Origin of the sequence: Cypionkella psychrotolerans, assembly GCF_001294535.1 — a bacterium.
Taxonomy (GTDB): domain Bacteria; phylum Pseudomonadota; class Alphaproteobacteria; order Rhodobacterales; family Rhodobacteraceae; genus Cypionkella; species Cypionkella psychrotolerans.
On record NZ_LGIC01000083.1, the window covers coordinates 31459 to 46911 of the forward strand.

Below are 15453 nucleotides of genomic sequence, written 5' to 3' on the forward strand. Positions count from 1 at the left end.
ACCTGCATAAAGGCTGTGGCATGCTGACGCGTAAGCAACTGGAACTTCTGGATTTCATCAAAACCCGCATGGATAAAGACGGGGTGCCGCCGTCGTTTGATGAAATGAAAGACGCACTGGATCTGCGCTCGAAATCCGGCATCCACCGCCTGATCACGGCGCTGGAAGAACGCGGCTTCATTCGCCGCCTTGCCCACCGCGCCCGCGCTTTGGAAATTCTGAAACTTCCAGAAGCGATGGAAAAACCCGGCTTCTCGCCGAAGTTGATCAAGGGCGACAAGGTCGATCCGCCGCGCCAAGCGATGCCGATTGCGGGCGTTTACGCGATGGAAATTCCGGTGATGGGCCGTATCGCCGCTGGCGTGCCGATTGAGGCGATTTCGCACATTTCGCATCATGTGGCGGTGCCGGGGTCGATGCTTTCGGGCAACGGCCAACACTATGCGCTTGAAGTCAAAGGCGATTCGATGATCGAGGCTGGGATCAACGATGGTGATATCGTGGTGATCCGCGAACAGATCACCGCTGAGAACGGCGACATCGTTGTCGCTTTGGTCGAGGATGCTGAAGCCACGCTGAAGCGTTTCCGCCGTCGCGGCAGCATGATCGCTTTGGAAGCCGCAAACCCCGCCTATGAAACCCGTGTGTTCCCGGATCATATGGTCAAGGTGCAGGGTCGCCTTGTCGGGTTGATCCGCAGCTACTGACGCGCCAAAAGCGCGCCCGGTTTGGCAAGGCTGCGGTCCTGCCAGATTGGTTTTCCTGCCATCCAGATACGTTGGGCGGCACGAGTGGGCTGCACGAGCAAACGCCCATCCTGCACCGAAAGCGCCAAAGACCCAGTTTGATCCAGCATGGTTCGATCTATGACGATGCAGCCCTTCGGCTTAGGAACAACGGGGATCACCGCTGCGGGCATCACCACCAGATCGGCCTGCGCACAAGCGGCGACCAAGGCCTCCCCCGCCGCCTTGCCGCTGAGCGCCACCCCCCGCCAACCGCCCAAGTCAAACGCCCGTGCGCCGTTTGACCCCGAAAACCCCGCCCTTGCGTAAGCCTCTGTCTGCACAGCCAAATCGCCGTCGTCTTGCAGCCAATTCTCGGCGGTAAACCCCGCACCACGCGCCACTGACAGCGCCCGGCCCTGTTCGCCCATCACCCCAACCAGCGCGCCATCGCTGGAAATCAGCAAGCTAGGCCGCGTGGTGGTGGCCCACAGCGCCAGCCCCAAAACCAGTGGTGCCACTGCCGCCCAACGCGCCTGCCCGCGCCAAAGCACAGCCCAGACGCCTGCAAAAGTGATCAGCGGCATCACCATAGGCCCCGGCTGCACAATCGGCGTCACCGCGCCTTCCAGCTTTGCCACCCAATGCGCGACAAACAAAATCCAAGCCCCCGCCTGCTCCATCACCCACAAGGCCGGGCCTGCCAGACCAATCGGAGCCAGCAGCGCCGCCATCGCCCCCGCCGCCATCAGCACCGACATCATCGGCACGGTCAGCAGATTGGCGAGCAGGCCGTAATCGGTAAACCGGTTGAAAGTCGCCGCAGCAAAGGGTGCGGTGGCCAGCCCCGCCAGCACCGAGGTCAGCACCAACGTGAACACCGGCATCAGCCAGCGCGGCAGCTTTTCGCGCAAAATCTGCCGATCCAAGGCCGAAAACCCTGCGATCAGCACGACTGTCGCGGCAAATGAGAGCTGAAACCCCGGCTCCAGCAAGCTTTCCGGTTGCGCCAACAGCAAGATCACCCCGGCCAACGCCACCGAGCGCATGGTCAAGCCTCGCCTGTCCAAAAGCACCGCCCCCAGCATCACGCAGACCATCAAAAACGCCCGCACCGTCGCCACATTCGCCCCCGACAGCAGCAGATAAAACAGCGCCACCGCAAAGGCCGCCACTGCCGCGACCTTTTTCGAATTCACCCGCAGCGCCACGGGCGGGATCAGCGCCAGCCCGTAGCGCAGCAAGGCAAACACAAAACCGGTGATGAACGCCATGTTCATCCCCGAAATCGCCAGTAAATGCGCAAGGTTCGAATCGCGCAGCGCCTGCACGGTATCCAAGGAAATCGCCGAGCGATCCCCGGTCATAGCACCCGTCGCAAACGCCCCCGCCTCAGACGGCACCGCTGCAATCATCGCACGGGTAAGGTCGGTGCGCAGTCGGTTGATTATTTGCGTGCCGGGGGCAGCTTCGGCCCAGAGTAATACCGGACTGCGCGTATAGCCGACCGCGCCCAACTGCTGAAAATACGCCATACGGCGGAAATCAAAGCCACCTGGTTCGGCAGGTCCCTCGGGTGCGGCCAGCGAGGCGGTCAGCAAAACGACCTGCCCCGGATTAAATTTAACATCTTGACTATGCAGGGAAATCCGTACGTTCAGCGGGGTTTTCGCCGGGGGTAAATCCTGCAAAACCACCTGATCCAAGGTGATCCGCAGCGCATCCGACTGCGAGCGGTCGATGTTGATCACCCGCCCCTGCACCGCGCCATAATAGCGCTGCTCCAGCATCGGGGCCGCCGCCAGATGCGCCCGGACACCCGCCGCCAGCATCCCCACAAGCACACAAGCTAGCGCAACCAGCGGTGGATGCCACAACTCCGGCCCAAAGCGATGCAGCAGGATAAGCACCAGAACCATGCCCGCGCAAAGCCCGTAGAACGCCAAACCGGGCTCAAACGGCAGCGCAAACCATGCAGCAATGCCGCAGCCCAGAAACACCGGCACCCACGCGAACAGCAGCCCGCGCGCCTCTGCCAGCGCATGCAGCGGCCACAGCAACATGTTCAGAACGTTGACCGGGCGTGCCACCACCTTGTTTTGCCCCTCGCATTTGCCTAAAGCTGCCGCGATCCTACTGCCGATAAGGTTTCTGAAAGGTTAACCCGCCCATGTCCCGCCCCGTTGTCACCCGCTTCGCCCCCTCGCCCACCGGCTATCTGCACATCGGCGGCGGACGCACGGCTTTGTTCAACTGGCTTTACGCGCGCGGCCGGGGCGGCAAATTCCTGCTGCGGATCGAGGACACCGACCGCGAGCGCTCCACCCCCGAAGCCACCGCAGCCATCCTGCGCGGGCTGACCTGGCTGGGTCTGGATTGGGATGGCGATGTGGTCAGCCAGTTTGACCGCAAAGACCGCCATGCCGAGGTCGCCTATGCGATGCTGGCACGCGGCACCGCCTATAAGTGCTTCAGCACGCAGGAAGAAATCGCCGCCTTTCGCGCCGAGGCCGAAGCGCGCGGCTCTTACGCTTTGTTCCAAAGCCCGTGGCGCGACGCCGATCCCGCCACCTTCCCCGACGCGCCTTATGTGATCCGCATGAAGGCTCCGCGCACGGGCGAAACCGTGATCGAAGACACCGTGCAAGGCCGCGTGGTGATCCAGAACTCTTCGCTCGATGATATGATTTGTTTACGGTCCGATGCTACGCCGACTTATATGTTGGCCGTTGTGGTCGACGATCACGACATGGGCGTCACTCATGTCATTCGCGGGGATGACCATCTGAACAACTCCGCCCGCCAGCAAATGATCTACGATGCGATGGGCTGGGAGATACCAGTCTGGGCGCATATTCCGCTGATCCATGGCCCCGACGGCAAAAAGCTGTCGAAGCGCCATGGTGCGACCGGGGTCGAGGAATATCAAGCGATGGGCTATCCGGCGGCGGGGATGCGCAACTACCTCACCCGCCTAGGCTGGGCGCATGGCGATGCCGAGATTTTTACCACCGCGGAAGCCTTGCAGATGTTTGATCTCGACGGCATCGGTCGCTCCCCCGCGCGCCTCGATTTCAAAAAGCTGGAAAACACCTGCGGCCATCACATCGCGATGGCCGACGATGCTGCACTGCTGCATGAATTGACCGCCTATCTGGTGGCGGCAGGCAAACCTGCACTCACAAATACGCAGAACACCCTGCTCAAATCCGCACTCTACTGCGTCAAAGATCGTGCGAAGACCTTCCCGGAACTGATTGAAAAGGTTCACTTTGCGCTGATTTCACGTCCGGTCCAACCCGATGAGGCTTCGGGCAAATCTTTGGATACGGTATCCCGTGGTATACTGAAAACATTGACGCCGCAGCTGCAAAATGCTAGCTGGACAAAGGATGCGTTGGAGCCGATCCTTAACCAAGTTGCCGCAGAAAACGGGATCGGTTTTGGCAAACTTGCCAGCCCCCTGCGCGCGGCCTTGGCGGGGCGTACTGTGACGCCGAGTGTGTATGACATGATGCTGGTCATCGGTCATGATGAGACGATTGCCCGGCTGGAGGATGCGGCGGCCTGATCCGCGCAACCCCTGCCGAACCGGAACGCGGGCCAACCCTCTGCCGTAGGGATGGCTTTTATTGGGGGATGAAAGATGGCCGAACAGACCAAGACTGCCACGTTAAGCCTTGACGGAAAATCCTACGACCTGCCGGTATACTCGCCCACTCTGGGCCCGGATGTTGTTGATATCCGTAAGCTTTATGACCAAGCTGATGTCTTTACTTTTGACCCCGGCTTCACCTCGACCGCCGCTTGCGAAAGTGCGATCACCTATATCGACGGGGATAAGGGCGAGCTGTTGCATCGCGGCTATCCGATCGAACAACTGGCGCACAAATCGAGCTATCTCGAAATGTGCTACCTGTTGCTCTACGGTCAGTTGCCGAATGCCGCGCAACTGTCTGATTTTGAAGGCCGCGTGACTCGTCACACCATGGTGCATGAACAGATGCACAACTTCTTCCGCGGCTTCCGCCGCGATGCGCATCCGATGGCCACCATGGTCGGTGTGGTTGGGGCTATGTCGGCGTTCTATCACGACAGCTTGGACATCAATGACGAATGGCAGCGTGAGGTTGCAGCCATCCGCATGATCGCCAAATTGCCGACGATTGCCGCGATGGCCTATAAATACTCTGTCGGACAACCCTTTGTTTATCCAAAGAATTCCCTGTCCTACTCGGGCAACTTCCTGAACATGTGTTTTGCTGTTCCGGCGGAAGATTATCATGTGAACCCGATTCTCGCCAAAGCGATGGACCGGATCATGATGCTGCACGCCGATCACGAGCAGAACGCTTCGACCTCGACCGTGCGTCTGGCCGGGTCTTCGGGCGCCAACCCCTTCGCCTGCATCGCCGCTGGCATCGCCTGCCTTTGGGGTCCGGCGCATGGTGGTGCGAACCAAGCCTGCCTCGAAATGCTGCGCGAAATTGGCACCGTGGATCGCATCCCGGAATATATCGCCAAGGCCAAAGACAAGAACTCGGGCTTCCGTCTGATGGGCTTTGGCCACCGCGTCTATAAAAACTTCGATCCCCGCGCGACGGTGATGAAGGAATCGGCGGATGAAGTGTTGGAGCTTCTCGGGATTCACAACAACCCGACCCTGCAAGTCGCCAAGGAACTCGAACGCATCGCTTTGTCGGATGATTATTTCATCTCGAAAAAGCTGTATCCGAACGTCGATTTCTATTCCGGCATCATCCTCGATGCGATGGGCTTCCCAACCTCGATGTTCACGCCGATTTTCGCGATTTCGCGCACCGTCGGCTGGATTTCGCAGTGGAAAGAGATGATCGCCGAGAAAAACCAAAAGATCGGTCGCCCGCGTCAGCTTTATATCGGCGAAAAACAGCGCGATTACGTTGATGTGAAACACCGCTGAATGACCCAAGGGCGGCGCAAGCCGCCCTTGCCACTTGCGGGCCAAACTGCGACGTATTCCCTGATTTTTGAGGGTCCCATGCCGCAAACCAACCGTATTCCGCTGCTTGATCTCGCCCGCACGCTGGCCCTGATCGGTATGGCCGCCTTCCATTTCAGCTATGATCTGCTGATGTTCGGCCTGATCCCCTACGAATACGCCCAAACGCCCACCTTCTACTTCCACGCCCGAATCGTCGCAGGCAGCTTCCTATTGTTATCTGGGATCGGCCTTTGGCTGGCGCATGGCCAAGCGATCCGCTGGCCCGCCTTCTGGCGACGCTTTGCCAAAATCGCCGGGGCAGCCCTGCTGGTCAGCATCGCCACCCGTATCGCCATGCCGGAATTCTACGTCTATTTCGGCATCTTACATGCCATAGCCCTTTATAGCCTGCTCGGCCTGATCACCCTCCGCCTGCCCGCCATCGTCACCGCCGCCCTCGCCGCTGTGTTCATCTACGGCAGCTACCACTGGCACACCCAGGCGCTGACCGCCCCACTTTTGCGCTTCATTGGTCTAAGCCTTGACCCCGCGACCGCGATGGATTTTGAGCCGATCTTCCCATGGTTTGGTGCGGTTCTCGCAGGCATCGCCTTGGGCAAAACCGGCAGCCAAACCGGACTTTGGGCAAGGCTGGCGGGCAAACCTTCGGGAAAATGGGTGCAAATCCTAAGCTGGCCCGGTCAGCACAGCCTGCTGATTTACCTCATTCATCAGCCGATTTTACTGAGCCTCGTCTGGGCCTATACCCAGCTAGGCTGAGCCGTCCAAGCTCGCCACCGCCCGATACGTCTCAGGCCGACGATCGCGGAACAATCCCCAAGACGCGCGCAAATCGGCAATCGCGTCCAGATCGAACGTGGCGGTCAGCACCTCCTCGGCCTCCCGCCCCGCTTTCGCCAGCACCTGCCCGGTGTGGTCCGAGATAAAACTCGACCCGTAAAACGTCACCTCACGCCCGCCCGGTGCCACTTCGCGCCCGATCCGGTTTGAGGCAATCACTGGCATGATGTTTGACCCGGCATGACCACGCATACATATCTCCCAATGCGGCTGGCTGTCATAGCCGGGGCTCGGCGGTTCCGAACCAATCGCGGTGGGATACAAAAGCATCTCGGCCCCCATCAGCGCCATCGCGCGCGCGCATTCCGGGAACCACTGATCCCAGCAAATCCCCACACCAATCCGCCCAAAGCCGGTATCCCACACCCGATAACCAGTATCGCCCGGCGAGAAATAGTACTTCTCCTCGTAGCCGGGCCCCTGCGGAATATGGGTCTTGCGGTAATTCCCCAGCACACGACCATCCGCATCAATCATCGCCATCGAATTGAAATAAGCCTGCCCCGCCTTCTCAAAATACGAACAGGGCAGCACCACGCCCAATTCCCGCGCCAAGGCTGAGAACCGCGCGATCAGCGGATGGCCTTCCATCGGAGCCGCCAGCGCGAAATACTGCGGCAGTTGCTCGATGCAGAAATAGGGGGCGGCGAACAGCTCTTGGATCAGAACCACTTGCGCGCCTTTGCCCGCCGCCGCGCGGATCAAAGCCTCGGCCCGATCCACATTGGTGGGCAAATCCCAACTACAGGCAAATTGCGTGGCGGCGACGGTGACAGTGCGCATTTGGGCTCTCCATTTTGGTCCAAGCTATTTGATCAAAACCAAACAGGCAAAGCCAAAACGGCGACAAAGGCAAACCGCTTATCGCCCGCGCGCCAGTGGCCACGGCAGCCAACCCGCCCGCCTCGGCTGCTGCGCCGAAGGATGCACCTGCTCGGATGGATCGCGCCCGATCGCGCGGCGGTGGCGCAGCAGAAACCACATCCCCCAGCCGCGCATCGTGCCCACCATCGGGGCGTTCGCATCGCAGGGAAACCGCGCCCGCCAGCCCTCTGGCAGGGCCAATCCAACGCTTTCTGCTCGCTCCAGCATCCAGACCAGCGGGATATTCGCCAAAGGTCGGGCCGCCAGATCATCGCCGATCATGCCGCCAATATCGCCATGCGCGCCGCGAAACCACATCTGTTGCACATCACTTTCCCAACCCGGCGGACATTCCCAGAGCACCGGCTCGAACACCGCGCGGGTTTCATCCATCGCCAGCGCATGAAATCCATGCCGAATGGAACTGCCCAGATGGTGGTTGTGAAACTGGTGCTGCTGCTCGGTCAGCATCCACAACAGCGGCAAGCGCAGCCCCAAAGCTTTCACCGTGTCAAACACCCCGACCATCTGGATCGGCGCCTCCAGATGGCAAAACCGGTGCGAGAACGCCTGACTGGCCCGAGGATGGCTGTCGAGGCGGTAGTGGCGATAGGCCAAGGTCACGCCGCGCTCGGTGGCATATTCGCGTTTCAAAAGCCCGACCCGGTCGATAACCCCCGCCAAAGATCGCACGGCAAACGCCCCGCGCGAATAGCCGATCAGGTAAATCCGGTCGCCCTCGCGGTAGCGACTGGCGAGCCAACCATAAGCGCGGCGGATCTGGCGGTTGATGCCGCGCCCCTGCACAAGATTCATTCCATGCCGCCAACCTTGCCACTGGATACCCGGCTCGTAATACACCGTGCGATGCGCAGAGTGGCCATTTTCGGTCAACAGCTTGAAAATCAAGCCACAATTTCCCTCCTGCCCATCGTCGAGCGACGAAAGGGTGCCATCCAGAATGATCACATGATCCACCACCCCGCGCTTGCGCCCCGGTGGCGGTGGTGCTGCGGGTTCGGTCTCAACGGTCGGATGACCGCGCCACCAATGTCTGATCCGGTTGAACAGCGACAGTGCCGCCTCCTGTAACCCAAAAAACCAAAACGCTCTCGGCAAGTTTCCCTGCCGAGAGCGTAGGTTAACCAGTTTACGATGAAGTTAAAGCTTTTGTGACAGCACCGTCACCATGCCCAACTCGCCAAAGCCGTTGAAGCGGCTGTTGGTCACGGTCGAATAGGCCCCCATGCCATGCACGATGACATAATCACCCTCGGCAATATCGGCCGGGAACGGCACATCGCCGGGCAGCCGATCCACCGAATCGCAGGTCGGCCCGAAGCAAATCCGCGGCAGGATCGCCCCCGTGCGGCGCTGCCCTTCCGGCGACAGCACCGCGATCCGGTCGATGATGCCGATCTGGCCCAGCTCAAACAGCGAGCCATAGACACCGTCGTTCAGGAATACATGCATATCGTCGCGCACGGCCTTGACCTTAGCCGCCAGTGTGAACGCATCGCCGCACATCGCACGCCCCGGCTCGCAGATCAGCATCGGGCGCTCGGTGCCAAAAGCCTCAGTCGCCACCCGGTCAATGGTGGCGAAGGTCTCATCCAACTGCGGCAACACGCCCTCAGCCCGATGGTTCGGAAAACCGCCGCCAACATTCAGCCGCGCGATCTTCACGCCAGCACGCTTCGCAATCACCGCAGCCTCACGGATATACGATGCCCAAGCCGCCGGATCGGTGCATTGCGTGCCGGGATGGAAGGTGATCGAGGCGATATAGCCCGCAGCCGCCACCACTTTCAGCAACTCAACCGCCACATCCTCGGTCGCGCCAAACTTCGCGCCGAAGTTATAGGCAGCGCCCGCCACCGGCAGCTTGAAGCGCACCGAAATCTCACAGTTGTCGGTCGGCACCATCTCAATCAACTTGGCCAATTCGCTCGCCGAATCAACCGAGTAGGATTTCACCTTCCGCGCCACCGCATGGGCGATCTCGGCACGCGAACGCACGGGGTTGTTGTAATGGATCGCCGCATCGGGCGCCAAGCGCCGGATCAGGTCGATCTCAAACGGCGAGGCGCAGTCAAACCCTTTGACGCCCGCGGCGATCAGGTTTTCGATGACTTCCTCACCGGGGTTCGATTTGACCGCATAGGTCACAAGCCCAGGAAATCCATCAAGAAATTTACGGGCAACCGCTTGGACAGCCTGCGGTGCAAAGAACAGCACGGGATTCTCCGGCTGCTGATTGCGCAGATATTCGGTCGGATTGGTCCAGATCGTTTTGGACAGTCCCATCGGCGTATTCCTTTCTGCCAACAAGATGCGAGTCCCCTTTCGTTGCCGCCAAATCAATGGCCAAGGCACGGGCACCAGCAAGGTTTTCCAACCAGGCCAGGTGCGTATGAGCCGCCCTTTTCCTGCAACTTAGGATGCCGCATATGCGGTACAACTTCACCGAACAAAACTATATAACTGTTGGATTTCTTCGTTATAATAACCAAAAAAGGATACATATTGTATGGATGAGCTGGATCGCAACATTCTGACGCTGCTGGGGGCGGATGCACGCATGTCGGTGGCGACTTTGGCGCGGCGTTTGAAGGTGGCACGCTCCACCATTCAGGCCCGGTTGGAGCGGTTAGAGACATCCGGCGTCATCGCGGGCTATACGTTGAAGCTGGGCGAGGCCGCCCGGCAAGGCCGCCTGCGCGCCTCTGTGCTGCTGACCATCGAGCCGCGCTCTCAGGCGGCAATTCTCACCCGCCTCAAGGGCATAGGCGAGGTTGAGCGGGTGTTCACCACCTCGGGCCGCTTCGATCTGCTGCTGCAAATCGCAGCCAGCAACACGCAACTGCTGGATCAGGTGCTGGACCAGATCGGGGCTTTGACCGGGGTGAAATCTTCGGAAAGCCTGATCCATCTGAGCACGAGGCTGGACCGGGCGGTTTAACCCTTGCCAAACTCGCCGTCCCATATGGTGGACAATTTGTCCTCTGGATCAGCGTAAACCGTGATCTTTGCGCCAAGACCGGGCAAGCGGGTTGCGGCCATCATCCAGCTTTGCCCCGCCGCGCCCGTCTCATCTTGCCACAAGATGCTGGACACACTGCCGTCAGAAAAGCCGGGGGCATGGACATAGCGGGTCACCACAGCAGAGCGTTGCACACCGGCTTTGCGCAGATAGGTCACCCGATACGCCGCCTCTATCCGGCTGGAGAGCGCTGCGAGCAGGAGCACCAGAACCACGACGAGCAAGACACAGAGCGCCAATGCTCGCAGCCCGCGATGTTCGCCGAAAATAGTGATCGCGGAAAGCTGCGGATCATCCTTGCCATAGCGCAGCGCAATCGGGTCACCGTTAGACAAAGACCAGAACAGCGTATCATCCACCGCGTTTTCACCGCTAAAGCGCTGCCCGTCGACGTCAAACGCGTAGGCAACAAACATTTCGCGGTTTTTGCCGCTTCCGTGGTGCCATAGGCGCGTGACCTGTCCGGTCGTATCCTCGCCGTCAAACCGTAACGCCCAGCCCGAACGCAGGTCGTGGATCACAGGACTAGCGGTCAGAAATACCGTCACCGCCAAGACCGCCACGCCAAACAGACTAGCCTTCAGAAAGCTGAACCGCCGCCGCAAACGCTCCAAATCAGTCTTATGCAAACCTTGCACCACGCCCTGCGTCCGATCACAGTCGGACTGGCCCAGCCTAAGCCACGCCCCCACAGCCCGCCAGAACAATCGCCGCCCGTTCCGATTGGCAGGTTTCCGAGCATCCGCCACGCCCAGCAGGGAATTAAATTGCAACGACGTGGTGAATGGACTTACATTGATATCAAACAATCAACGGAGGTTCCCATGTCCTTTCACGGTCTGCCCTGCTGGTATGAACTGGCCAGCCCCGATCCTGATGCCGTCAAGGGTTTCTACGCGGGCCTTCTGGGCTGGACATGGGCCGACAGCGGGATGCCGGGGATGACCTATCTGCTGGCCTCGCGCGATGGCGCTATGGTGGCGGGGCTGTTTGCGCCAGATCCCGGTATGCCGGTGGCTTGGACCGCTTACACCGCCGTCGATGATGCCGATGCCACGGTGGCAAAGGCCAAAGCCTTGAGCGCAAGCGTGGTGGTGCCGCCCACCGATATTCCCGGCACCGGACGGTTTTCGGTGCTGATTGATCCGCAGGGGGCTCCGTTCGGCATCCTGCAACCGCAGCCTATGGCAGATGGCACGGCAGGCGGCGCGTTTGATCAGAAGAAATCCGGCCATGGCAACTGGCACGACCTCGCCACCCCCGACAGCGCGGCCGCTCTGACCTTCTACGGCGCGCTGTTCGGTTGGGCGCAGACCCGTGCAATGCAGATGGGGCCGACTATGGTCTATACCGTGATCAACCGCGATGGTCAGGACATCGGCGGCATCTTCACCGAGGCGGGCAAAGCAGGCCCGGCAGCATGGACGGTGTATTTCGGCATCCCGTCGGTGAGCGCGGCAGTTGAGGCGGTCAAAGCCGCCGGCGGCCAAGTGCTGCACGGCCCCGCCGAAGTCCCCGGCGGCGCGTTCATTATCCACTGCACCGACCCCAGCGGCGCAGGTTTTGCGCTGGTGGGTCCGGCTTGACCTGAAACAGGGGCGGCCTCGGGGGGCATCGAGCCCCCTCTCAGCCGCGCTGCCGCCATATGCCGACAAGTGCTGCGCTTTGGGTTGCGGGAGAAGCGCGCCACGCGGGAGTATTTTCAAAACAGCAAGCCATCTGGCGCTTGGCCTTGTCCGCTTGATTATGTATGGCAAGCCAGTGCTTTAAGGATGCCCAAAATGCCCATGGAAAAGACCTTCTCCCCCGCCGAGGCCGAGGCCCGGATATCCGCGCTGTGGATCGACCAAAAGGTCGGCCGCGTCGGCGCGAATGCCAAGCCAGGCGCGGAAGCGTTTTCCATCATGATCCCGCCGCCGAACGTCACCGGCTCCTTGCACATGGGCCATGCCTTTAACAACACGCTGCAGGATATCCTGATCCGCTGGCACCGTATGCAGGGCCATGACACGCTTTGGCAGGTCGGCACCGATCATGCGGGCATCGCGACCCAGATGGTGACCGAGCGCGACATGGCCGAACACCAAGAACCCAACCGCCGCACCATGGGGCGCGAAAAATTCCTCGCCCGGGTCTGGCAGCAAAAGGTCAAATCGCGCGGCACCATCATTGGGCAGCTGCAACGGCTTGGCGCCTCCTGCGACTGGGACCGCGAAGCGTTCACCATGTCCGGCGCCCCCGGTGCGCCCGCAGGCGAGGATGGCAATTTCCACGACGCCGTGATCAAGGTCTTCGTGGATATGTATAACAAGGGCCTGATCTATCGCGGCAAGCGTCTGGTCAACTGGGACCCGCATTTTGAAACTGCGATTTCCGACCTTGAGGTCGAGAATATCGAGGTCGCAGGCCATATGTGGCATTTCAAATATATCCTAGCCGACAAGCAAAGCTATGAATATATTGAAAAAGACGCCGAAGGTCACGTCACCCTGCGCGAAATGCGCAACTACATCTCCATCGCCACCACCCGTCCCGAAACCATGCTGGGCGATGGCGCGGTTGCCGTGCATCCCTCTGACGCGCGCTACCAAAGCATCATCGGCAAGATGGTCCACCTGCCGCTCTGTGACCGCCTGATCCCGATCATCGCCGATGAATACCCCGACCCGACCTTCGGCTCGGGTGCGGTGAAAATCACCGGCGCGCATGATTTCAACGACTATCAGGTCGCCAAGCGCAACACCCTGCCGATGTATCGCCTGATGGACACCCGTGCGACGATGCGCGCCGACGGTGCCCCCTATGCCGACGCGGTGAAGCGCGCCCGCGAAATCGCGGCGGGTTCGCCTACGGACGAAAATGAAGTCGACGCCCTCAACCTCGTGCCCGAAAAATACCGGGGCTTGGATCGGTTTGAGGCCCGCAAACAGGTCGTCGCCGACATCAACGCGCTTGGCCTCTGCGTCTCGACCCTGCATTCCGAAATCGACCCCGAAACCGGATCGGAACACCTGACGCGCGAGCCGTTTGTCGAGGCGAAAAAAATCATGCAGCCCTTCGGCGACCGCTCCAAAGTCGTCATCGAACCGATGCTGACCGACCAATGGTTCGTCGATACCGCCAAAATCGTCGGCCCCGCGCTGGATGCCGTGCGCTCGGGTGCCACCAAAATCATCCCGGAATCGGGCGAGAAAACCTATTTCCACTGGCTGGAGAATATCGAGCCTTGGTGCATCTCGCGGCAGTTGTGGTGGGGCCACCAGATTCCGGTTTGGTATGGCCTGAACCTCGACGCCCCCGACTTTGCGGATGATGAAGGCGACGACGCGCTGGATGAAGTCGAAATTCTCAACTTCCTCGGCGACGGCGGTCATGTTGACCGCGAGGCTCGCCACCATTGCGCCGCCGAATTTGCAACGGTGAGTGAGCGGTTTCGCGACGATCTTGCGGCCCTGCCGCATCCTCTGAACAATGCCCGGATCGTTGAGGTTGCAGACCGTCACGCTGCCGCGACGCTGCTCGCGCAGTCACTGGCCGATTACAATCTCAGCCAAGACCCGACCCATCTTGCCTACCCGATCTGGCGCGACCCCGACGTCCTCGACACATGGTTCTCCTCCGGTCTCTGGCCGATCGGCACCCTTGGCTGGCCCGAGCAAACGCCTGAACTGCAAAAGTATTTCCCCACCTCGACCCTGATCACCGGGGCCGATATCATCTTCTTCTGGGTCGCCCGCATGATGATGATGCAACTGGCCGTGGTCGATGAAGTGCCGTTCAAAACCGTCTACCTGCACGGCCTCGTCCGCGACGCCAAGGGCAAGAAAATGTCCAAATCCTTGGGCAACGTCATCGACCCGCTTGAAATCATCGACGAATTCGGTGCCGACGCCCTGCGCTTCTCCAATGCCGCGATGGCCTCGCTTGGTGGCGTGCTAAAACTCGACACCGCCCGCATCGCAGGCTACCGCAACTTCGGCACCAAATTGTGGAACGCCTGCCGCTTTGCCGAAATGAACGGCGTGTGGGAGGGTCATAAAACCCAAGCGCAACCCCCCAAAGCCACCGCCACCGCGAACCAATGGATCATCGGCGAAACCGCCAAAGCCCTCTCGGAAGTCAACGCTGCCCTGAAAGACTACCGCTTCGATAACGCCGCCGACGCGCTGTACAAATTCGTCTGGGGCAAGGTCTGCGACTGGTATGTCGAATTCGCCAAACCGCTGTTTGACGGCCCCGACGCCCCCGAAACCCGCGCCACAATGGCATGGGTGCTGGATCAGTCGATGATCCTGCTGCACCCGATGATGCCCTTCATCACCGAAGACCTCTGGGGCACCACCGGCACCCGCGCCAAATTGCTGGTCCACACCGATTGGCCGACCTACGGCGCGGAATTGATCAACACCGAGGCCGCCACGGAAATGGGCTTCGTCACCAGTCTGATCGAAGAAATCCGCTCCGCCCGCGCCCAAGTCCACGTCCCCGTCGGGCTGAAATGCGATCTGGTGGCGACCGACCTCTCCCCCGCCGCCCGCACAGCTTGGACGCGCAACGAGGCCTTGATCAAACGCCTCGCTCGCATCGACACCCTCACCGAAGGCCCAGCCCCAAAAGGCTCCATCGCCGTCGCGGTCGAAGGTGCCAGCCTCAGCATCCCGCTCGCGGGCCTGATCGACATTGCCGAGGAAAAAGCCCGCCTGACCAAGACCATGGACAAGCTTGCGAAAGAAATCGGCGGGCTGAAAGGTCGTCTGAACAACCCCAACTTCGCCGCCTCTGCTCCCGAGGAAGTGGTGGACGAGGCCAAAGCCAACCTCGCCCTGCGCGAAGATGAAGCCGCCAAACTGCAAGCCGCGCTGAAACGGCTCGCCGAGATTGGCTGACTCCGCGCGATCATTCGGGCTCCAATAACGAACTGACCTGCGCAGTTTCACATTGGCATAAATATCCTCGGGAGGTGACCCCGGCACAGGCGAGGGGGGCAGACAGCCCCC

General features: G+C 60.5%; 12 protein-coding genes. 7 read left to right on the forward strand and 5 right to left on the reverse strand.

Going from position 1 to position 15453, the window contains the following annotated elements:
* The first annotated feature begins 20 nt into the window (after positions 1-20).
* Positions 21-707, forward strand: a complete 687-nt coding sequence (gene lexA / locus AKV04_RS18660; protein WP_054007918.1) for a transcriptional repressor LexA — start codon at positions 21-23, stop codon at positions 705-707.
* Here the strand turns inward: lexA and AKV04_RS18665 are convergent.
* Positions 701-2815, reverse strand: a complete 2115-nt coding sequence (locus AKV04_RS18665; RefSeq protein ID WP_235815705.1) for a ComEC/Rec2 family competence protein — start codon at positions 2813-2815, stop codon at positions 701-703. The two genes, lexA and AKV04_RS18665, sit on opposite strands and share 7 nt — an antisense overlap.
* An 80-nt stretch (positions 2816-2895) precedes the next feature.
* Between AKV04_RS18665 and gltX the strand changes: the two genes are divergently transcribed.
* From gltX to AKV04_RS18680, 3 genes are all read left to right on the forward strand, one after another.
* Entirely contained in the window at positions 2896-4296 is a 1401-nt protein-coding gene (gene gltX, locus AKV04_RS18670) for a glutamate--tRNA ligase (RefSeq protein ID WP_054007919.1), read from the forward strand.
* Positions 4297-4371: 75 nt separating this feature from the next.
* Positions 4372-5667: a citrate synthase gene (gene gltA / locus AKV04_RS18675; RefSeq protein WP_054007920.1), complete on the forward strand. Its 1296-nt coding sequence runs from the start codon at positions 4372-4374 to the stop codon at positions 5665-5667.
* A 78-nt stretch (positions 5668-5745) separates the two neighbouring features.
* Positions 5746-6468, forward strand: a complete 723-nt coding sequence (locus tag AKV04_RS18680; RefSeq protein ID WP_162232910.1) for a heparan-alpha-glucosaminide N-acetyltransferase — start codon at positions 5746-5748, stop codon at positions 6466-6468.
* Here the strand turns inward: AKV04_RS18680 and aguB are convergent.
* From aguB to AKV04_RS18695, 3 genes are all read right to left on the reverse strand, one after another.
* Positions 6460-7332, reverse strand: coding sequence for an N-carbamoylputrescine amidase (gene aguB / locus AKV04_RS18685; protein WP_054007922.1), 873 nt, complete (start codon positions 7330-7332; stop codon positions 6460-6462). The two genes, AKV04_RS18680 and aguB, sit on opposite strands and share 9 nt — an antisense overlap.
* Positions 7333-7410: 78 nt before the next feature.
* Positions 7411-8490, reverse strand: coding sequence for a DUF2235 domain-containing protein (locus tag AKV04_RS18690; RefSeq protein WP_054008046.1), 1080 nt, complete (start codon positions 8488-8490; stop codon positions 7411-7413).
* Positions 8491-8574: 84 nt separating this feature from the next.
* Positions 8575-9720 carry a type III PLP-dependent enzyme gene (locus AKV04_RS18695; RefSeq protein ID WP_054007923.1) on the reverse strand — a complete coding sequence of 382 codons (1146 nt, stop codon included), beginning with the start codon at positions 9718-9720 and terminating at the stop codon, positions 8575-8577.
* Positions 9721-9943: 223 nt separating this feature from the next.
* Between AKV04_RS18695 and AKV04_RS18700 the strand changes: the two genes are divergently transcribed.
* On the forward strand, positions 9944-10375 hold the full coding sequence (locus AKV04_RS18700; RefSeq protein WP_054007924.1) for an Lrp/AsnC family transcriptional regulator: 432 nt from the start codon (positions 9944-9946) through the stop codon (positions 10373-10375).
* Here AKV04_RS18700 and AKV04_RS18705 read toward each other — a convergent pair.
* A complete protein-coding gene (locus AKV04_RS18705) occupies positions 10372-11085 on the reverse strand; it encodes a DUF3592 domain-containing protein (protein ID WP_162232911.1) in 714 nt (237 codons plus the stop codon). The two genes, AKV04_RS18700 and AKV04_RS18705, sit on opposite strands and share 4 nt — an antisense overlap.
* 195 nt (positions 11086-11280) lie before the next feature.
* On the opposite strand from AKV04_RS18705, the gene AKV04_RS18710 reads away from it, so the two are divergent.
* Together AKV04_RS18710 and AKV04_RS18715 are read left to right on the forward strand one after the other, a co-directional pair.
* Positions 11281-12042: a VOC family protein gene (locus AKV04_RS18710; RefSeq protein WP_054007926.1), complete on the forward strand. Its 762-nt coding sequence runs from the start codon at positions 11281-11283 to the stop codon at positions 12040-12042.
* A 195-nt stretch (positions 12043-12237) separates the two neighbouring features.
* Entirely contained in the window at positions 12238-15342 is a 3105-nt protein-coding gene (locus tag AKV04_RS18715; RefSeq protein ID WP_054008047.1) for a valine--tRNA ligase, read from the forward strand.
* Positions 15343-15453: the final 111 nt, after the last annotated feature.